At 31.8% G+C, this 19,632-nt stretch carries 18 protein-coding genes; 2 read left to right on the plus strand and 16 right to left on the minus strand.

What is annotated here, in order from left to right; genetic code table 11:
• Window positions 1–68 precede the first annotated feature (68 nt).
• From FN795_RS02830 to FN795_RS02885, 12 genes are all read right to left on the minus strand, one after another.
• Entirely contained in the window at window positions 69–785 is a 717-nt protein-coding gene (locus FN795_RS02830; protein ID WP_035644935.1) for a response regulator transcription factor, read from the minus strand.
• A gap of 3 nt (window positions 786–788) precedes the next feature.
• A complete protein-coding gene (locus FN795_RS02835) occupies window positions 789–2,375 on the minus strand; it encodes a sensor histidine kinase (RefSeq protein ID WP_035644937.1) in 1,587 nt (528 codons plus the stop codon).
• Window positions 2,376–2,434: 59 nt separating this feature from the next.
• Window positions 2,435–3,031 carry a dephospho-CoA kinase gene (coaE, locus tag FN795_RS02840; RefSeq protein ID WP_142449280.1) on the minus strand — a complete coding sequence of 199 codons (597 nt, stop codon included), beginning with the start codon at window positions 3,029–3,031 and terminating at the stop codon, window positions 2,435–2,437.
• A gap of 1 nt (window position 3,032) precedes the next feature.
• Entirely contained in the window at window positions 3,033–4,031 is a 999-nt protein-coding gene (locus tag FN795_RS02845; RefSeq protein ID WP_142449281.1) for a glycosyltransferase, read from the minus strand.
• Window positions 4,032–4,156: 125 nt separating this feature from the next.
• Window positions 4,157–5,347 carry an enoyl-ACP reductase FabV gene (gene fabV / locus FN795_RS02850; protein ID WP_142449282.1) on the minus strand — a complete coding sequence of 397 codons (1,191 nt, stop codon included), beginning with the start codon at window positions 5,345–5,347 and terminating at the stop codon, window positions 4,157–4,159.
• Window positions 5,348–5,450: 103 nt separating this feature from the next.
• On the minus strand, window positions 5,451–7,103 hold the full coding sequence (gene recN / locus FN795_RS02855; protein ID WP_142449283.1) for a DNA repair protein RecN: 1,653 nt from the start codon (window positions 7,101–7,103) through the stop codon (window positions 5,451–5,453).
• 60 nt (window positions 7,104–7,163) lie between these two features.
• Entirely contained in the window at window positions 7,164–8,048 is an 885-nt protein-coding gene (gene porD / locus FN795_RS02860; protein ID WP_142449284.1) for a type IX secretion system protein PorD, read from the minus strand.
• Between the two features lie 57 nt (window positions 8,049–8,105).
• Window positions 8,106–9,317 carry a bifunctional phosphopantothenoylcysteine decarboxylase/phosphopantothenate--cysteine ligase CoaBC gene (coaBC, locus tag FN795_RS02865; protein ID WP_142449285.1) on the minus strand — a complete coding sequence of 404 codons (1,212 nt, stop codon included), beginning with the start codon at window positions 9,315–9,317 and terminating at the stop codon, window positions 8,106–8,108.
• 10 nt (window positions 9,318–9,327) lie between these two features.
• A complete protein-coding gene (locus FN795_RS02870) occupies window positions 9,328–9,645 on the minus strand; it encodes a DNA-directed RNA polymerase subunit omega (RefSeq protein WP_007807938.1) in 318 nt (105 codons plus the stop codon).
• A gap of 8 nt (window positions 9,646–9,653) precedes the next feature.
• Complete coding sequence (locus FN795_RS02875; RefSeq protein ID WP_035644955.1) at window positions 9,654–10,448, minus strand: outer membrane protein assembly factor BamD; 795 nt, start codon at window positions 10,446–10,448, stop codon at window positions 9,654–9,656.
• Between the two features lie 135 nt (window positions 10,449–10,583).
• On the minus strand, window positions 10,584–11,465 hold the full coding sequence (gene dapA, locus FN795_RS02880) for a 4-hydroxy-tetrahydrodipicolinate synthase (RefSeq protein WP_142449286.1): 882 nt from the start codon (window positions 11,463–11,465) through the stop codon (window positions 10,584–10,586).
• Between the two features lie 15 nt (window positions 11,466–11,480).
• Window positions 11,481–11,993: a DUF6913 domain-containing protein gene (locus tag FN795_RS02885; protein ID WP_142449287.1), complete on the minus strand. Its 513-nt coding sequence runs from the start codon at window positions 11,991–11,993 to the stop codon at window positions 11,481–11,483.
• Between the two features lie 47 nt (window positions 11,994–12,040).
• On the opposite strand from FN795_RS02885, the gene FN795_RS02890 reads away from it, so the two are divergent.
• Window positions 12,041–12,820 carry a 5'-nucleotidase C-terminal domain-containing protein gene (locus FN795_RS02890; protein WP_142449288.1) on the plus strand — a complete coding sequence of 260 codons (780 nt, stop codon included), beginning with the start codon at window positions 12,041–12,043 and terminating at the stop codon, window positions 12,818–12,820.
• A gap of 52 nt (window positions 12,821–12,872) precedes the next feature.
• On the plus strand, window positions 12,873–13,784 hold the full coding sequence (locus tag FN795_RS02895; protein ID WP_035644967.1) for a bifunctional metallophosphatase/5'-nucleotidase: 912 nt from the start codon (window positions 12,873–12,875) through the stop codon (window positions 13,782–13,784).
• Here the strand turns inward: FN795_RS02895 and FN795_RS02900 are convergent.
• The 4 genes from FN795_RS02900 to FN795_RS02915 form a co-directional block, all read right to left on the minus strand.
• A complete protein-coding gene (locus FN795_RS02900; RefSeq protein ID WP_142449289.1) occupies window positions 13,770–14,465 on the minus strand; it encodes a lysoplasmalogenase family protein in 696 nt (231 codons plus the stop codon). The genes FN795_RS02895 and FN795_RS02900 overlap by 15 nt on opposite strands.
• Window positions 14,452–16,458 (minus strand): NAD-dependent DNA ligase LigA, encoded by a 2,007-nt coding sequence (gene ligA / locus FN795_RS02905; protein WP_142449290.1) that lies wholly within the window; start codon window positions 16,456–16,458, stop codon window positions 14,452–14,454. The genes FN795_RS02900 and ligA overlap by 14 nt, the downstream gene beginning before the upstream one ends.
• A gap of 247 nt (window positions 16,459–16,705) precedes the next feature.
• On the minus strand, window positions 16,706–18,643 hold the full coding sequence (locus FN795_RS02910) for an OmpA family protein (protein WP_142449291.1): 1,938 nt from the start codon (window positions 18,641–18,643) through the stop codon (window positions 16,706–16,708).
• Between the two features lie 11 nt (window positions 18,644–18,654).
• Window positions 18,655–19,587 carry a PorP/SprF family type IX secretion system membrane protein gene (locus FN795_RS02915; RefSeq protein WP_035644976.1) on the minus strand — a complete coding sequence of 311 codons (933 nt, stop codon included), beginning with the start codon at window positions 19,585–19,587 and terminating at the stop codon, window positions 18,655–18,657.
• Between the last annotated feature and the right edge of the window lie 45 nt (window positions 19,588–19,632).

Consider the following 19,632-nt stretch of genomic DNA (forward strand, 5'->3'; position numbering starts at 1 on the left):
AGTCTTTATCTTTTCAGCACAAAAAAAGCCCTGATTTCTCAGAGCTTTATATATTTTTAGTGAATTTATTATTCAGTAACTTTGCTTTTTACAACTAATCTGAATCCTTCTCCGTGAATGTTTAAGATTTCAACATCTTCATCAGATTTAAGGTATTTTCTCAATTTAGCGATGTAAACATCCATACTTCTTGACGTAAAGTAGTTGTCATCTCTCCAAATTTTAGTTAAAGCTAATTCTCTTGGCATTAAATCATTTTCATGAAGAATTAACATTTTAAGTAATTCATTCTCTTTTGGAGATAATTTGATTGGCTCTTCATCCTGAAAAGTCAAGAATCTAAGTTTTGAATTCAAATGAAATTTACCAATATTGAATTCAAATTGAACTTGTTCTGCTTTATTATCAGCAGATTTTCTTTGAATAATCGCTTTAATTTTCATTAATAAAACCTCTGAATCAAAAGGTTTATTTAAATAATCGTCAGCACCAGCTTTATATCCTTTCAAAACATCCTCTTTCATAGATTTTGCTGTCAAGAAAATAATTGGCACTTCGCTGTTTTTCTCTCTAATTTCTTTGGCTAAAGTATAACCATCTTTATAAGGCATCATTACATCAAGAATACATAAATCATATACATCTTTCTTGAATTTTTCGAAACCTTCCATACCGTTTTTAGCTAAAGTAACTTCAAAGTCATTTAACATTAGATAATCTTTAAGAACTGCCCCAAAATTTAGGTCATCTTCTACTAAAAGTATTCTTTTGTTATTATTTTCCATATTTTAATTTATTAATGGTATTTTTATTATAAAGGTGCTACCTTTTCCTTTTTCGCTTTCTACATATACTTGACCATTGTGATCTTCCACAATTCTTTTTACATAAGCAAGACCCAAACCGTGCCCTTTTACATTATGTAAGTCTCCTGTATGCTCTCTGTAAAATTTCTCAAAAACACGTTTTTGAGCTACCTTACTCATACCAAGACCATTATCTTTTACTTTTATCAGAATCATGTCTTTGACATTTTCTGTAAAAATTTCAATTTCAGGAATATCAGGCGAATACTTTATTGCGTTTTCTAAAATATTAACCAGAACATTTGTAAAATGAACTTCATTAACCAAACATGTTGTTCTAGAAGCATTTAAGTGTTTAACCACAGTTCCATTTCTGTCTTCTAAAATCAAATTTACATGCTCGATTGCATCATCGATAATATCATGAATTGCAGTTGGTTCTTTTGTAATATCTAATTCTCTTTTTTCTAGTTTAGAAATACGAAGAACATTTTCTACCTGCGCATGCATTCTTTTATTTTCATCCCTAATCATTTGAAGATAACGATATACTTTTTCTTTATCTTCAATAACCTTCGGGCTTTTTATTGCATCGAGTGCTAAATTTATAGTCGCAATCGGAGTTTTAAACTCATGCGTCATGTTATTTATAAAATCTGTTTTGATTTCTGAAATATGCTTTTGACGCAATAACTGATTCAATGCACTTGTGTAAGCAATTATTATAATAAGTGTAAAAACAATTGATAATATTGTAATGCTTAATAATTCTGACAGTAAAAATTTCTTTTTATACGGAAAAGTCAGGAATAAATCATATTTACTATTTCCTTCGTTATCTGTATATATCGGCACATGATAGCTTAAATCTTTATCATAATGAAAGCCATCAGATTTCACTTTTGTTGGCAAACCACTATTAAGAACACCAAATTCAAATTTTGTTTTAACTCCATATTCTTCTAATTCTTTCTTTAAAAGTTTATAAAGTTTGTCTTTTGTTATTCTGCCTTCTATAGGAGTCAACGAAGCAATATCTTTGTATTGAATTTGCTGCTGTACTTTATTTAAGATATCTAAACTTCCCGATTTTTCAATTCTTAAATCTGGAATGATCGTCTGCCCTAAAGAATTATTATCAATTCTATTATTGTTATTATAAACTTCAGTTACACGCTTTGAACTAAAATTTTTAAATCGCTCACTACTGAATTTCTTATCAAAAAGCGAGCCGCTAATATCATAATCTTCAGAAGTCAGTGTATTTGAATAAACAATTGTTTTATTTGTTTTTGTATTTCTCTGAACATATAAAACCTCTAGTAAATCCTCTTTTTTGGGGATTTTACCAGTGCTGTCTTTTATACGATTATATTTGTCATAAAAACTATACTCTTCTTGCTGCTCAAGTTTATCAGCAACATTACCAATTACTTGGGTAACGTGGTATTTAAATTGTTCGTCATTGTTTTTGAACGAAGAATTGAACCAAAATACCTGAACCAGAATTATCCCTATTAAGGACAAACTCATAAGCAAAACAAGTATTCTAAAAAATAATTTATTCATCGAAACAAAATTAATATTTTAACAATATACTAAATAATACATTAACCAAATATTAACATTTAAGACTGATTTTGTTTAATATTTAAAATTTTAAGAATTTTAACAACTTCTTCTCTAGCAATTTTAAGATTTACGTTATTAATAACAAAATTACTCTTGGAAATACGATCTTCATCTTTCCATTGCATTTGCATTCTGCTTAAAACTTGTTCACGGGTAGTATTATCGCGTTTTAAGACTCTTTCAATTCTAATTTCTTCTGGGGCAGTAACCGTAATTATGCTATCACAATCTTTATATCGGCCGCTTTCAAATAATATTGCAGCTTCATAAATTACATATTCCTTATCTCTGTGATTTAAAAGCCACAATTCAAAATCTTTCTTTACTGCAGGATGAACAATTGCGTTAAGCTGAGCTAATTTATCAGCATTATTAAATACAATATCAGCTAATTTGGCACGATTTAAAATATTGTTTTCAAAAAGAGCTTCTCCAAATGTTTCTTTTATTTCTTTTATGACCGTATCAGATTGCATTACTGCTCTTGCTCCATCATCAGCAATATAAACCGGAACTCCCATTTCTTTGAAATAGTTTGCAACAGTTGTCTTACCGCTTCCTATCCCACCCGTTAAGCCAATAACTTTTGTCATTTTATATTTTAAAAAACATACGTGGAAACGCTTCTTGTGGTTTTTTCTTTAAAAGAATAATTTTTATAAATGATTCTAAGAATCCCGTTCCATAGCCATAAAATTGTTTCCATACTGCAATTATAGAAAGATATCCAATTTTAATACTTTTATTTTGAATACTTGCTGTAAGAAAAATTATAACGAAATATACAAAATATAATTGTAATAAAATATCAATATTAAAAATTAACAATAAAAAAGCTAATAATAATCCGAACAAGAAGAATGTCGGAAAGAAGAAAGTTAACTTATTATGCTCTGGATACCAACTATTTAGTATTGGTCGTGCGATTCCAAATTTATGAACCTGAACAGAGAATTTCTCCCAGTCGATTCTACGTTTATGATAAACATAAGCTTCTAAAAACAAACGCGTTTCAAAACCTAAATTCCATAAACGAATTGATAAATCTGGATCTTCACCTGGATGAATATTGCCGAAACCTTTTGAAATCTGAAATGCTTTTTTAGAAATTCCCATGTTGAAACTTCTTGGCTGAAACTTATTAATTTTTTCAGAACCTCCGCGGATACCTCCTGTTGTTAAAAATGAAGTCATCGCAAAATTAATTGCTTTCTGAATGCTTGAAAAACTGTCTAATGCTTTATCCGGACCACCAAAACAATCTACATATTCTTTATCTAATGCTTTTCTAACCTCAGTTAAATAATTCGAAGGAATAATACAGTCTGAATCAAAAATGATAAAATAATCACCACGCGCTTTCTGCATTCCAAAATTTCTTGAATCTCCCGGGCCTGAATTTTCTTTAAAATAATAGGAAATATTCAACTTTCCCTGATAATTCATCACAACATCCTTACACGGAATCGAAGAGCCGTCTTCAACAAGAACAATTTCAAAAGGTTCATTATAATCAGATTTTGCAAGACTTTCTAAAAGTTCATCAACTTCATCTGGACGATTATACACGGGTATAATTAAAGAAAAAATCATAATGGGATATGCGGTATTAGAATGGCAATTTTTTAAATTTCAAAATTTTAACAAAGATAGGCTATATTCATAAAAAAACCATCAACTTTTGATTGATGGTTTTGATTTTATATTTTTCAATATCCTTATTTGATACTTTCAATATCAACTACTTCATTTGCTTCAGCCTTATAATCAACTCCAGCAAATTCAAATCCAAATAAGTTTAAGAAATCATTTCTGTATCCAGCTAAATCACCAATTTCTGGCAACGTTTCAGTTGTAGCTTCCAACCAAAGTTTAGCCACTTTTTCCTGAACATCATCTCTCATTTCCCAGTCGTCAATTCTGATTCTTCCTTTTTCATCAACAGGAACTTCAGAACCGTTATATAATCTGTCTTGGAATAAACGTTGAATCTGCTCAATACAACCTTCGTGAATTCCCTCTTCTTTCATAATTTTATATAAAAGAGAAATATACAATGGAATTACCGGAATCGCAGAACTCGCCTGAGTTACCAACGCTTTGTTTACCGAAACATAAGCTTTTCCTCCAATAGACTGTAAGCTATCAGTAATAGTAAATGCAGTAGCTTCTAAATGATCTTTAGCACGTCCAATTGTTCCTTTACGGTAAACTGCTTCTGTTAATCCAGGTCCGATATAAGAATATGCAACTGTAGTAGCACCATCAGCTAATAAATTTTCCGCTTTTAAAGCATCAATCCACATTGCCCAATCTTCACCGCCCATTACAGCAACTGTATTCTCAATATCTTCTTCATTTGCAGGAGCGATTGAAACTTCAGAAACTTTTCCTGTGTGAAAATCAACTGTTTTATTTGTGAACGTTTGCCCAATTGGTTTTAAAACTGAACGATGTGTAACTCCTGTGTTAGGATTTGTACGCACTGGCGAAGCTAAACTGTAGATTACAAGATCTACTTGTCCTAAATCAGCTTTAATCAAATCAAGCGTTTCTCTTTTAATTTCGTTTGAAAAAGCATCTCCGTTGATACTTTTTGCATATAAACCTGCTTTATGAGCTTCTTTTTCAAATGCTGCAGAATTGTACCAACCTGGAGAAGCCGTTTTTCCTTCAACTGGTGGTTTTTCAAAAAATACTCCAATCGTTGATGCGTCAGATCCAAAAGCACTTGTGATTCTTGAAGCCAATCCGAAACCTGTTGAAGCTCCAATAACCAATACTTTTTTAGCACCAGCAATTGATCCTTTTGATTTTACATATTCTATTTGATTTTTAACATTTTGCTCGGCACCATCTGGGTGTGCTGTCAAGCAAATAAAGCCTCTCATTCTAGGTTCTATAATCATATTTTCTTGTTTTTCGTTATAGCAATTGCCAATTTAAGACAATTGATTAACTTATTTTAGCTTTGTTTAATTCATTTTTAGATGACAAATATAAAGTATTTCTTTAGTTCAACAAGGCTTTAGCATGATTTAAAGCCGAATCAGAAACAACTGCACCAGATAACATTTGAGCAATTTCGATAACTCTTTCGTCCTGAGACAGAAGCTTTAATTCTGATTGTGTATCATCATCAACTGTTGATTTGAAAACTTTAAAATGCGAATCCCCTTTTGCCGCAATTTGAGGTAAATGCGTTATGGCAAAAATTTGCATCGTTGTACTCATTTCTTTCATTATTTCTCCCATTCTAATAGCAATTTCACCGGAAACTCCTGTATCAATTTCGTCAAAAATTAATGTTGGAAGTTTTGAATATTGTGCTAAAATTGCTTTTACAGCCAGCATAATACGAGACATTTCACCGCCTGATGCTACTTTCTTAAGCAATCCAAAATCGGTTCCTTTATTTGCCGAAAACAAAAACTGCAGTTCGTCTTTACCATTTAAAAAATATGATTCTGATGGTAATAGCTCGATATTAAAACGCACATTCGGCATTCCTAAAGTTTCTAAAATAGAAATCAATTTATTAGATAAAATCGGAATTGCATTTGCTCTATTTTGGTTAATTGTTTTAGAAAAAGCATCTAATTCAATTATTTTCTGCTCAATTATTTTTGATAATGAAGCTATTTCTTCTTCAATATTACCCAATTCTAAAACCGTATTGCTTAATTCAGCTTCAATTTGAATCAATTCATCTACTGAAGAAACCTGATGTTTCTTTTGAAGATTATAAATCAATTGCAGTTTTTGGCTAATCAGTTCTAATTGCGCTGGATCGTTCAATAATTTTTCCGAACAATTCTGAAGCTCTTTTGAAACATCATCTAACTCAATTGTCAAACTTGAAATTCTATCAAACAAACCTTGATATTCAGCAGAAAATGGTGCTATTTTTTGAAGCGATATTTTCACTTCATTTAAATTATGCAATAACCCGAATTGCTCTTCATTTGCAATTGCAAGGGATTTATCGATGGACTCTTTTATAATTTCAACATTATTCAACTTTTCAAAATCGGCTTCAAGCTCTTCTTGTTCTCCTGATTTTAATTTAGCTGAAACTAATTCATTTAATAAATACGTATTATATTCTTGCTCTTTTCCTGAATCGCTTTGTTTTTTTAATAAAGCATTCAATTTTGATTTATCTGATTTGTATGTTTTAAGCAATTTTTGATAATCCAAAATAACATCACCATTATCTGCAATGGCATCAATTATTTTAAACTGAACACTTTCGTCAGATAATTCCTGAGTTTGTTGCTGTGAGTGGATATCTATCAAAAACAGACTTAAATCTTGCAATTCCTGCAAATTTACGGGACTATCATTTATAAAGGCACGGGATTTTCCTGAAGGCAAAATTTCACGTCGAATGATTGTTTCATCTTCATAATCCAAATCATTTGCTTCAAAAAATTCCTTTAAGTTGTATTTTGAAATTTCAAACTGGGCTTCAATTACACATTTTTCTTCTTTATTTTTTAAAGAAGTTAAATCGGCTCTTTTTCCTAAAACTAGTCCTAAAGCTCCTAAAATAATAGATTTTCCAGCTCCTGTTTCACCTGTAATTATTGAAAATCCTTTTGAAAAATCAATAGAGAGTTTTTCAATCAAAGCATAATTTTTAATCGACAGCGAAGTAATCATAAAATAAATTTGAGGATATAAAAGTTATTGTAGAAAGTAAAAGTAAGACTAAAAAACCAACTAAAACTTAATTTGCGACCATTTTGTACTATTCAATGGCGAAACTTTATTGAGAACATCAGTTAAATCTGTAACCGTGATACTTGGACCTCCTGAAAAAATCGAAGTAATCTCATCTGATTTTGCATCAAAAAAAACTCTGGTCAAAAAAGCATTCGGTTTTACACTATTGAATTTTCCAATCAACATTAAAGATGCTTTTATTTTTTCCTTTGCTCCTTTTAAATCATCACTCATCGTATCTAATCCAGAATGATACATAAAAGTAGCTTGGCGCAAATCGCTATACATTGGTGAAATCATATCTGTTATCAAATAATAACGATTTTGAATTCCGTCAGCTTGACTCCAACCTTTAAAACCGCCTTGCTGAGCAACATTTGCTATATTTTGTGCCGTTTGAAGATATTGATTTCCGGCTCCCAATTGAAATGTATCAGCATCCATTCCTAAAATCAAGTAGCTGTAAAAAGAAACAACAGAAACCAGATTTGATTCAAAAGTAGTTGGATTAAAAAGCAAAGGTTCATATTCAGTATACCTAAAACTAAAATCTTTATCATTATAATTTAGTACCGGAGAAGAATATGTCGAATTAAAAATTAATCGAGAAGATTGAACCTGAATAGTTCCAGTAAACTGATCAGAATTGTTTGAAGACAAAGTAATATACATCGAGCAGTTGATACGCTCATTTTGTTTTAAAACTGAGCCTGTCCAATCTGTTTTATTTACAAATTCTGACAATGAAGTCTGAAGCGTTTTAAAAACTTGCTGATTGGGATTTGGAAGCCTTTCAGTATTAATTGTTACAATACAATTCAGCTGTTGCGCCTGAGTAAAGCTAAAAATTAAAAACATTAAAAATGTAACTGCTTTATTCATAAAAAAAGATTTGTGTTGATGTAAAATTGATGTTGATACTCTATTTTAAAAAAGCTATTATTTCGTAAAATGCAAAATCACTTTGTTTAAAATATCAACAGCAACAGACTCCTTTGATTTTAATTCCATTGGCTCAATTTTAAAATCTTTATCAATAAAAGTAACTTTATTGGTTTCTTTTTTAAAACCTGCGCCTTCATCCTGTAAGGAATTAAGAACTATCAAATCTAAGTTTTTTTTCTGAATTTTCAGCTTGGCATTTTCAATTTCATTTTGAGTTTCCAAAGCAAATCCAATTAAAAACTGCTCTTTTTTTATTGCTCCTAATGAAGCTAAAATGTCTTTTGTTTTCTCAAGTTCTATTGAAAATTCTTCCGCAGCTTTTTTAATTTTCTGCGTAGCCACTACTTTTGGCTTATAATCTGCCACAGCTGCTGCCGCAATAGCAACATCTACATCATTATAATGCAAATGGCATGCATCATACATTTCCTGCGCTGAGACAACATTTATTACTTTAACTGAACTGCTTTTTGCTTTAAAATGAGTTGGACCAGCAACTAAAATTACTTGCGCACCTAATTTTGCAGCTTCATACGCGATATCAAAACCCATCTTTCCAGATGAATGATTTCCTATAAAACGTACGGGGTCTATCGCTTCGTATGTCGGGCCAGCAGTAATTAGTATTTTTTTTCCTACTAACGGAAGTTTACTTTGCAAATCAGCTTCAAGAAAAGCCACAATATTCTCAGGTTCAGCCATTCGGCCTTCTCCAGACAAACCACTTGCCAACTCACCACTTTCAGCAGGAATCATAATATTGCCAAATTGTTTTAAAGCAGTAAAGCTAGATAAAGTTGAAGGATGTTTATACATATCCAAATCCATTGCGGGTGCAAAATAGACAGGACATTTAGCCGATAAATAAGTAGCAATTAATAAATTATCACAATTTCCTGTTGCCATTTTCGACAACGTATTGGCAGTTGCCGGAGCAATTAACATGAAATCAGCCCAAAGTGCTAAATCAACATGATTGTTCCAGACAGCGTCTTGATCATCTTCATTAAAGAAACTGGAATGTACAGGATTTTTTGATAACGTAGATAACGTTAATGGAGTTACAAAATCCTTAGAAGCAGGTGTCATTATCACTTGGACATGTGCACCTGCTTTTATAAAAAGTCGTACTAATGAGGCTGTTTTATAGGCTGCAATTCCACCAGAAACTCCTAGTAAAATTTTTTTCCCGTTTAAAACTGACATTTATACTATATTATTTGTTTGAACCTCTGTGGTAAGTTTTACCGTCTAACCATTCTTGAACAGCTAAAGCGTGTGGTTTTGGTAATTTTTCGTAAAATTTAGAAACTTCAATTTGCTCTTTATTTTCAAAAACTTCTTCAAGACTGTCATTGTAAGTCGCAAACTCTTCTAATTTCTCAGTTAATTCTTTTTTAATTTCAGAATTAATTTGATTTGCTCTTTTAGCCATAATGGTAATTGCTTCATACACATTTCCTGTTGGCTCTTCAATAACTGTTTTATTGTAAGTTATTGTGTTTACAGGAGCATTCGTCTTTTTTAAATCCATGACTTTATTTATTTAGTATATTTTTGTAAATCTGTTTCAACTCGGGCATACATTTCGTCTGCCTGTTCTTTATATTTTGTATCGCTTTTAAACTTAATCAAGTTATTGTAAGCCACTTTTGCAACATTTAAGCGTTCTTCCATTTTTTGTGGAATACTGTTTATAGCCAATTTATAAGCTGAATCATACTTATAAAACAGTGCGTCTTCTTTCAATGGAGTTCCAGGAAAATCAGCAATAAAATTATCAAATGCAACTAGGGCTGACTTATAATCTGAAATTGTATTATATCCTTTAGCATTTTCATATGCTTTTTTCTCCAATTTACCATTTAAAACTTTTACAGACTCATTTGCCTGAGCTATATACTCAGAATTTGGATAATTATCAATAAAAGCCTGTAATTTCTCTAAAGCTTTTACTGTATCTGCCTGATCTAAACTGTAAACAGGAGCTAATTTTGAATAACTATACGCACCTAAAAACGCTGCTTCCTGTACTTTTTCACTACGAGGATAACCTGAAACGAAACTTTCAAATTGATAACCAGCTAAATAATACTGATGAGTCTTATAATAAGATTGTGAAAACATATAAAAAAGCTTTTCAGCCTGTGGCTTACCTCTATATGAAGGCGCTAATTGCTCAAAAAGACGAATTGCTTTTGAATATTTCCCTGCATCATACATTTTTGTTGCCATTTCAAATTTTGCTGCAACATCTTCATTTTTTAATACCTTTTGGTAATCACTACAAGAACAAAAAAGGGCAACAACAATTAATAATGATACTATTTTTTTCATTTTCTTACTTTTATTATGATTTCTCAGACAATTGCCAAAGCTAAATCACACCGAAGTTTCGGTGGCAAATTTAGTCATTAATTTAGCGACTGCAAAATAATTTTTTAGTATCTTAAAATACTAACACTTTAACAATTATTTAATGCTGTTTTTTACAAAATCATTTAATCTTGCTGCTAAAGAATCATCAACAGAAACTAAAGGCAAACGCACTGTATTGTCAGCAATTCCAAGGGCTTGAAAAACTTGCTTGATTCCGGCAGGATTTCCTTGCTCGAAAATCATATCGATACAATCTGATAAAAAATATTGTGTTTTGAATGCCTCATTTACTTTTCTGTTCAGTCCTAAACGGATCATTTCAGAAAATTCTTTAGGATATCCTTGTCCAATTACTGAAATTACACCTGCCCCACCTGCTAAAACAATCGGCAACGCAATCATATCATCTCCAGAAATTACCAAGAAATCTTTTGGTGCATTTTTAATCAATTGTAAAGCCTGCGCCATATCTCCGGCAGCTTCTTTTATAGCGACCACATTGCTGAAATCATTTGCCAGGCGAATTACTGTTGACGGAAGCATATTACTAGAAGTTCTTCCCGGTACGTTATATAAAATTACTGGAATTGGAGAAGCCTCAGCAATTGCTTTAAAATGCTGATAAATTCCTTCCTGAGTCGGTTTATTATAATAAGGAGAAACAGAAAGAATAGCTTCAAACGCTGAAAAATCACCTGTTTTCAATTCTTCAACAATTTGCATTGTATTATTTCCTCCTACTCCAAGAACTAGAGGCAATCTTCCCTTATTTACATCGATTACTGTATTGATAACCAACTCTTTTTCGGCTTGAGTCAAGGTCGCATTTTCTGCTGTTGTTCCCATAACTACAAGATATTCAACTCCTCCGTCAATCGAAAAATTAACGATACGCTGCAAAGCTTCGACATCAACTGAAAAGTCTTTTTTAAATGGAGTTACAAGCGCAACACCAGTTCCTATTAATGATTGCATATTTTAATTTATATTTTATTTTAAACTTTTTAAATACCTAAATAATTCGGAAACAAATACTTTATAATTCTCCATTTCCGTCTCTATCATCCATCGGTTTAATTTTTTATCCACCGCTGAAAATCCAATTTTGAATTTTGCTTTTGACTTACTGGTAACCATCATCAAAATCGGCTTCTCGATTTCATAATAACTAATCAAAAGATCAAATTCTGTTTCGATAAATTCATTCAAAAAACTTTCTGTAATTTCTCCCCTCCAATTAATCTGTTTTTTACTAAAAGTTGGTCTCGAGTACGTTTTTTTCTTCTTCAATTTATCTCTATACGCTACAATTTTTATGTTTTCAGAAGCAATTCCGCAAAGAGAAAGTTCATTGAACAACTCTTTTGAATGACGAAACTTACTTTCATCTATCAATAAACCAATTGTTTGTATGTCGCTTGTAAAAACTTCGTTTTTGACAATATTCAGATTATTTTTTAATGATTTTTTTACAAATAATTCCTTTATATAATTTAAAAACATAGTATTTTTACCAGATTACAAAATTAATTATTTAAGTCGCATTTAAGATGGTAAAACTAAAAAAGTATAACGGATTTTTAAAACTTTTTGTTATATTCTTAACACTATTTTTTATTTTTTCATGTAGCCCAAAAAACTACAGTTTAACTAAGATCGAAGGAAAACAGCTTCCTATAACAGAAAAAGGGGCTCAAACTCCTGAAATTGAAAACTTTATCAAACCTTATCGCGATCATATCAATAAGGATTTAGACAGTGTTTTAGCTTATTGTCCTGAGACTCTGGATAAAAGTAACGGAAAATGGCAAACAGCAATTGGATCCTTAATGGCAGACGTTTGCGTACAAAGAGGAAATTTGGTTTTTAAGCCACGTGAAAATAAAACAATTGATCTTTGTTTATTAAACCATGGCGGAATTCGTGCTATTTTACCAAAAGGAAATGTGACCACAAGAACTGCTTTTGAAATTATGCCTTTTGAAAATAATTTGGTTGTTCTAGGTTTAAAAGGAGAACAAGTTCAAGAAATAGCTACTTATATTATTAAGGAGAAAAAAGCACAGCCGTTGTCTGGAATGACGTTTACAATTGCAAAAGACAAAACAGCTAAAAATATTATGGTACAGGGAAAACCTCTTGATCTAAATAAAATTTATTATGTTGCTACTAACGATTACCTTGCTAATAGAGGTGATAATATGAACTTCTTTGGCAAAAGTGTTGAGAAATATGATTTAAACTACAAACTTAGAAATGTTTTAATCGATTATTTCAAAGAAGTTGACACAATTCCGGTTCCAAAAGACATCAGAATTACAGAAGAATAAGCATCCAAGAAAAAATAAAATTATACTAGAGTTTACGCAAAAAATATATCCAATGAAAAGAAGAGAATTTATTGAAAAAACTGCTGCAAGTACAGCCTTATTAAGTTTAGGTTTGTCATTAAGCAGTTTTGAAACTAACGATATAAAACACCTGACTATTTTGCATACGAATGACGTTCATAGTCATATAGATCCTTTTCCTGCTGATGATCCTCGTAATGCAAATAAAGGAGGTGTATCTCGACGTGCAGCTCTTATAGAGACCATTCGTCAGGAAAATCCAAATGTGCTTTTATTGGATGCCGGAGATATTTTTCAAGGAACTCCTTATTTTAACTATTATGGAGGTGAATTGGAATTTAAATTGATGAGCATGATGAAATATGATGCTTCAACTATTGGAAATCATGATTTTGACAATGGTTTGGATGGTTTATATGCTCAAATGCCACATGCTAAATTTGAATTTATCAATTCTAATTATGACTTTAAAAATACGGTCATGAATGGACTTGTGAAGCCTTATAAAATTTTCAATAAAAACGGAATTAAAGTTGGCGTTTTTGGTCTAGGAATTGAACTTGACGGTTTGGTTGACAAACAGATGTACAAAGAAACTGTATATAATGATCCTGTAGAAATTGCTCAGGACATGACGCAATTATTGAAGAAAGAAGAAAAATGTGATTTGGTTATCTGCTTGTCGCATCTTGGCTATAATTACAAAGATGATGAAAAGAAAATTTGTGATTTAAAATTAGCTGAATTAACTCAGGATATTGATTTGATTATTGGAGGCCACACGCATACTTTTCTTGATAAACCAACTATTGTAAAAAATAAAGCTGGTGAGAAAGTTTTAGTTAATCAGGTAGGTTGCTATGGAATAAACTTAGGCCGAATTGATTTTTATTTTGATAAAAACAAAAATCACACGAACCAAGGAAAATCAATTATTGTATAGCATTTTTTTGTGCATTTTTGTTTTTTCAAGAAAGTATTCGACCATAAAATAGTAGCCTAAAATTTGTGTAACATCACGAATCAAAACTAAAACTACTGAATAGGAAAAATATTCATTGAAAATATAAAAAATGTCCGAGAAAATATAACTGACAGCCATCAAAGACATTAAAAGAGCCAAATGAGTTCCTTTGGTAATATACGTTACAAACGAATAATAGCTCATGACGCTCAGTACTATTCCGTAAAAAGTATAAAGCCAATTAAACTTTTTCATGTTATCCAATTGAAGACTTAGTACGGAAACCAACAAATAGACAAGAAATATGACCACGATGGAAACCGGAAGAATATCTTTTCTTCTTAATTTTATTCTTTCGTGGTCTATTATAAAAAGCTTTAAAATCAACAAATAAACAATTAAAAAGCTTATTACTCCTCCCAGTTCAGAAATCTCAACATCCATGAGATCGAAAACTTGTCCGATAAAACAAAAGAAAAAGATCAAGCCTTCTGTTTTTCCTATTTTAAAATCACTGCTGATAATAAAATAGAAAAAAATAGCTGGCAGCACAACAGCTTTAGCATAAATTGCCAAAATATCCTGTCTCGTGCAATCCAAAATAATTGTAAACAATAATGCTACAAAGAATAAAATCAAAGACGGTTTATTCGCTTTCATTTAATTTACTTATAAATTCTTCCTCTGACAATATAGGAATATTTAATTTATTGGCTTTTTCTAATTTTGCCGGCCCCATATTATCACCTGCGACAACAAAATCAGTTTTCGCGGAAATTGAACTTCCTACTTTTCCACCATTATCTTCGATTGTTTTCTTTAGTTCATCTCTTGAAAACTTATCAAATACGCCTGAAACGACAAATGTTTTTCCGATGAATTTTTCTGTAGCGTTGGGGTTAATTTTTTCTACTATTTCAAATTGAACACCATAATTTTTTAAGCGCTCAATTATTCGTTTATTTTCTTCATTTTCAAAAAATTCGATTACACTTTTGGCAATTCGTTCTCCAATTTCATCCACTAAAATCAAATCCATTAAAGAAGCCTGGCTTAAAGCATCGATATTTTTATAATGTTTTGCCAATTTTTTAGCAACGGTTTCACCTACAAAACGGATTCCGAGTGCAAAAAGGACGCTTTCAAAAGGAATCTCTTTCGATTTCTCAACTCCGTTTACTAAATTCTCTGCCGATTTTTGCGCCATTCTTTCCAGGTGCAAAATATCTTCAACTTTTAATTCATACAAATCAGCATAATTATGCACTAATCCGTTTTTGAACAATAAAGCAACTGTTTCTCCTCCAAGACCTTCAATATCCATTGCCTTTCTTGAAATATAATGCTGCACACGTCCAATAATCTGTGGAGGACATCCGTAGAAATTTGGACAATAATGATTGGCTTCGCCTTCATTTCTAACTAATTCCGTCTGACATTCCGGACAATGAGTAATATATTCTGTTTTTTCTGAATTTTCAGGTCTTTTATCAAAATCTACTGCAATAATTTTGGGAATGATTTCTCCTCCTTTTTCAACAAAAACAGTGTCATTTATTCTAATATCTAATTTTTCAATTTGGTCTGCATTATGCAAAGAAGCTCTTTTTACGATCGTTCCCGCTAATTGAACAGGCGCTAAATTGGCTACTGGAGTAATCGCTCCTGTGCGTCCAACCTGATAAGAAATTGAATTTAATTTCGTCGATACTTGTTCTGCTTTAAATTTATACGCAATTGCCCAACGTGGAGATTTTGCTGTATAACCCAATTCTTCTTGAAATTGAATATTGTTTACTTTTATTACAATACCATCTGTTTCGTATGGCAAATTATGTCTGTGCGTATCCCAGTGATCGATAAAATCAAAAACTTCATTCATATTATCGACCAATTTTGCTTCTTTCGGAACTTTAAATCCCCATTTTCTAGCCGATTCCAATCCTTCAAACTGAGAAGAAAACGGCAAATTATTTCCGGTAACAAAATATAGCAAACATTCTAATGGGCGTTTAGCAACCTCAGCACTATCTTGAAGTTTCAAACTTCCAGAAGCAGTATTTCTTGGATTTGAATAAGGCGTTTCTCCAATTTCAATCAATTCCTGGTTCATCTTTTCGAAACCTGCATAAGGCAAAATTATTTCTCCTCGAATATCAAATTTTTCAGGATAATTTCCTTTTAATTGCAACGGAACTGATTTTATCGTTTTGATATTATTTGTTACCTCATCACCCTGAAAACCATCTCCACGTGTTAATGCCTGAACCAGTTTTCCGTTTTCGTAAGTAATACTTATTGAAGCTCCGTCATATTTTAATTCGCAGGTATATTCTAATTTAACGTTACCTAAAACTCTTTGAATTCGGTTTTCCCAATCCAGCAAGTCTTCTTTAGAATATGAATTATCCAAAGAATACATGCGATATTGATGTGCAATTGTTTTAAAATTTTTAGTAATTGCTCCTCCAACTCGCTGCGTAGGTGAATGTTCGTCAAAAAATTCGGGGTGTTTGTTTTCTAAATCCTGAAGTTCTTTTAGTTTTCTATCGAAATCATAGTCCGAAATAGTAGCATTATCAAGCACATAATAATTGTAATTGTGCTGGTTAAGTTCGTCTCTTAAAGTTTGAATAGTTTCTTGAATACTCATAGGATATTAAAATGATGCCAATTAATTTAGAAATACTGAAACATCAAAATTAGATAATTATTTTCGTTGAAAAACATCAAAAAATAAAAGTTTTAAAAAATCAAAAATCAAGTCACAAAAAAATGCGACTTGATTTTCTTCTTGTCCACTATTCTTAAAAAAGAATTAAACAAAACCAACTTCCAAATGGTTTCTTCGTTTTATATTTTTGCACTGATAATCAAATAATTAGCATGCAAATATAAAACTATTTTTGGATAATGATAAAGTCAGAACGTCTATTTAACAAATGCTCTTCTTCGGTACATTTTACACCATTTTTGCATTTATTAATTAACCTACTTTCTCCGTAACCTTTTGCGCTTTCAATTCGAGAAGCATCAATTCCTTGAGAAACAATATAATCACGAGTTGATTTGGCTCTATTATCTGAAAGCTTTAAGTTATACGAATCTTTTCCGCGTGAATCTGTATGAGATTCAATCTTGATTTTGATGTTTGGAAATTTTTGCATGATGAAAACTACTTTTGTCAATTCTTCAACTGCCAATGGCGTAATATCATGTTTGTCATAATCAAAGTAAATAGGTTTTACATCGACTTTTTCAACTCCTTTGCTTTTCACTACCAAATCGTCATAATTACTCAATTCAAAATTAACGTCTTTAATTTCACCTCCATTTTCCTTAGTAGTTTCAACGGTTTTTTCATCGCTTGCATAGTTTGGTTTTGCGGCAATCATTTTTACTGTTTTTCCGCATGGCACTTCGATGGCGTATTTACCTTCAAAATTTGTTTTAGTTTCCCCAAGAATTTCGGTATATGAATTATATGCCATGATTGAAACATCTGTAAGCGGCAATCTAGTCTTTTTATCTATTGCCATACCCGAAATACTCTGGTTGCAAACTGGTTTTCCTTTGACAAATGAGTAAATATCATCATCGCCTTTACCTCCTGCTCTGTTTGATGAAACATAACCATAAGTTTCAGCGCTGTCAATTATAAAAGTAAAATCATCTTTATTGCTATTAATTGGAGCACCTAAATTTACTGGATCCGAGAAAGTGCCGTCAGGTAAAAGTTTGCTTTCGTAAACATCCAAATCTCCTAAGCCATAATGCCCATCAGAAGAAAAATAAAGTTTTCCGTTTCGGAAATATGGAAAAACCTCATTTCCAAGCGTGTTGATTTTTGGTCCAAGATTTACTGGAGAACTCATTGTTCCATCATCAGCAATTTTTACATAATACAAATCGGTTTCACCAATTCCACCGGTCATATCAGAAGCAAAGAAAAGCCATTTTCCGTCTTCGCTTAAAGATGGATGCCCTACTGAATAATCGTCATTGTCAAAGAAAAGTTTTTCCGGATTTTCTAATTTATTGTTGACAATACTTCCTTTAACAATCTGAAAATTATTGGTTTTGCTTTCGTCAATAACTAATTTATTCTTTTTGACAATGTTTGTCGAATAATAAATTGTTTTTCCGCTCGCATCGAAAGACGCTGTTGCTTCGTGATACTTTGTCATTACATTTGGAAGAAATAATGTTTCGTTGAACAAACTTCCGTCAGCTGGATTTCTTTCTGATAAATAAAGATTCAAGAAAGGCTGATTGTTCCATGTATAAAGTTTTTCACTAAATTTTGTTGTATCTCTAGCAGACGTAAACACGATTCTGTCTTGAAAAAAAGTAGCACCAAAATCAGATTTACTTGTATTAATGTCAAGATTTTTGATTGTGTAAAGTGGTTTCGCTTTAGACAAACTATCAAGCAGTTTTTTCTGGGCAAGATAACGGTTCACCTCTTTTTGATCGCCTTTTTTAGTCAAATACTCTTTTGTCATTTTATCAGCATCATCATAATCCATTACACCTTTCAGCGACTGAATATAGCGCAGGTAGTAAATATCGGTTAAATTATTGCCTTGCGCTTCGTACAATTTTTTGTACCATTTTAATGCATTTCTTTCATCTGAAATAAAATAATACGAGTCGGCTGCGTTTTTTAACGTTTGTGCTGAAGGATTTTTGCTGTTTTGCAAAATTTCTTCGTAAGCCTTTGATGCATCTGCATAAGCAAAATTTCTAAACAAAGCATCGGCTTTCTTTAAATTAGTCTTTTGAGCAAAACTAAATGTAATGCTCAAGACTAAACTTAGGATATATAGTTTTTTCATAGGTTTTAGATTTAGAAGAATCGAGGAGATTTGATTTTACTTTCGCCTTTATTAAACTGATAACGCAGAATAATTTCGTGCGATCCGTCGTTGTATTTATTCAGATCACTAACGGTGTAATCGAAAGCGTATCCAACATAAAAACTTTTAGAAATCTGAAAACCTGCCAAGATGCTCACAGAATCATCTGTTCTGTATGAACCTCCTATCACGAATTTTTCAGCAATCATAAAATTCGCCGATATATCAGCAGTAAGTGGAGCCCCACTTACTGCTTTCACTAAAAATGCAGGTTTGAATTTTAAATTTGGATTCAAATCAAAAACGTAACCTCCCATGAAATAATAATGCAAACGATCATAGTCAATAGACTCCTGAACATCATCGTAATAACTATTTTCGATGAAGCTAGGAACTGAAGCACCTACATACCATTTATCAGTATAGTAATAGATTCCTGCTCCAACGGCTAATTTTGCCTGATTGTCGATATTTTGGTTTAGCAAAACATCATTTGGATCGTAATATCTCCCTTTTGACCAATCTACATTCAGCATTCTCATACCTGCTTTCAAACCGAAGGCTAATCTTTTTTCATATCCTAGCGGAATTGAATAAGAAAAGTTTCCGTCAAGATAAAGTTCGCTTGATGGACCAATTTTGTCATTAACAACGCTAAGTCCTAAACCAACTTTTTCATTTCGAAGCGGTGCGTGAATAGAAAAAGACTGAGTTTCTGGTGCTCCAGAAATTCCAACCCATTGAGAACGGTGCAAAAGTGTCGCTTCTAATGTTCCGGTAGACCCAGCATATGCTGGATTTACCGCCATTGTGTTGTACATATACTGCGTGTACTCCGGATCTTGCTGCGCACTGGCACAGACTGTGATAAAAGAGCATATTAAAATAAAATATGCTTCTAATGATTTTATATATAGTTTCATAACGATACTTATTTAGTTTAATTAATTAGATGATTAACATTGTCT

This window comes from Flavobacterium resistens, assembly GCF_900182645.1.
In the GTDB taxonomy this organism is placed as follows: Bacteria; Bacteroidota; Bacteroidia; order Flavobacteriales; family Flavobacteriaceae; genus Flavobacterium; species Flavobacterium resistens.

Coding starts and splice junctions, on each gene's coding strand:
- FN795_RS02830 (WP_035644935.1), bottom strand. CDS start 785: ATGGAAAATAATAACAAAAGAATACTTTTAGTAGAAGATGACCTAAAT.
- FN795_RS02835 (WP_035644937.1), bottom strand. CDS start 2,375: ATGAATAAATTATTTTTTAGAATACTTGTTTTGCTTATGAGTTTGTCC.
- coaE (WP_142449280.1), bottom strand. CDS start 3,031: ATGACAAAAGTTATTGGCTTAACGGGTGGGATAGGAAGCGGTAAGACA.
- FN795_RS02845 (WP_142449281.1), bottom strand. CDS start 4,031: ATGATTTTTTCTTTAATTATACCCGTGTATAATCGTCCAGATGAAGTT.
- fabV (WP_142449282.1), bottom strand. CDS start 5,347: ATGATTATAGAACCTAGAATGAGAGGCTTTATTTGCTTGACAGCACAC.
- recN (WP_142449283.1), bottom strand. CDS start 7,103: ATGATTACTTCGCTGTCGATTAAAAATTATGCTTTGATTGAAAAACTC.
- porD (WP_142449284.1), bottom strand. CDS start 8,048: ATGAATAAAGCAGTTACATTTTTAATGTTTTTAATTTTTAGCTTTACT.
- coaBC (WP_142449285.1), bottom strand. CDS start 9,317: ATGTCAGTTTTAAACGGGAAAAAAATTTTACTAGGAGTTTCTGGTGGA.
- FN795_RS02870 (WP_007807938.1), bottom strand. CDS start 9,645: ATGGATTTAAAAAAGACGAATGCTCCTGTAAACACAATAACTTACAAT.
- FN795_RS02875 (WP_035644955.1), bottom strand. CDS start 10,448: ATGAAAAAAATAGTATCATTATTAATTGTTGTTGCCCTTTTTTGTTCT.
- dapA (WP_142449286.1), bottom strand. CDS start 11,465: ATGCAATCATTAATAGGAACTGGTGTTGCGCTTGTAACTCCATTTAAA.
- FN795_RS02885 (WP_142449287.1), bottom strand. CDS start 11,993: ATGTTTTTAAATTATATAAAGGAATTATTTGTAAAAAAATCATTAAAA.
- FN795_RS02890 (WP_142449288.1), top strand. CDS start 12,041: ATGGTAAAACTAAAAAAGTATAACGGATTTTTAAAACTTTTTGTTATA.
- FN795_RS02895 (WP_035644967.1), top strand. CDS start 12,873: ATGAAAAGAAGAGAATTTATTGAAAAAACTGCTGCAAGTACAGCCTTA.
- FN795_RS02900 (WP_142449289.1), bottom strand. CDS start 14,465: ATGAAAGCGAATAAACCGTCTTTGATTTTATTCTTTGTAGCATTATTG.
- ligA (WP_142449290.1), bottom strand. CDS start 16,458: ATGAGTATTCAAGAAACTATTCAAACTTTAAGAGACGAACTTAACCAG.
- FN795_RS02910 (WP_142449291.1), bottom strand. CDS start 18,643: ATGAAAAAACTATATATCCTAAGTTTAGTCTTGAGCATTACATTTAGT.
- FN795_RS02915 (WP_035644976.1), bottom strand. CDS start 19,587: ATGAAACTATATATAAAATCATTAGAAGCATATTTTATTTTAATATGC.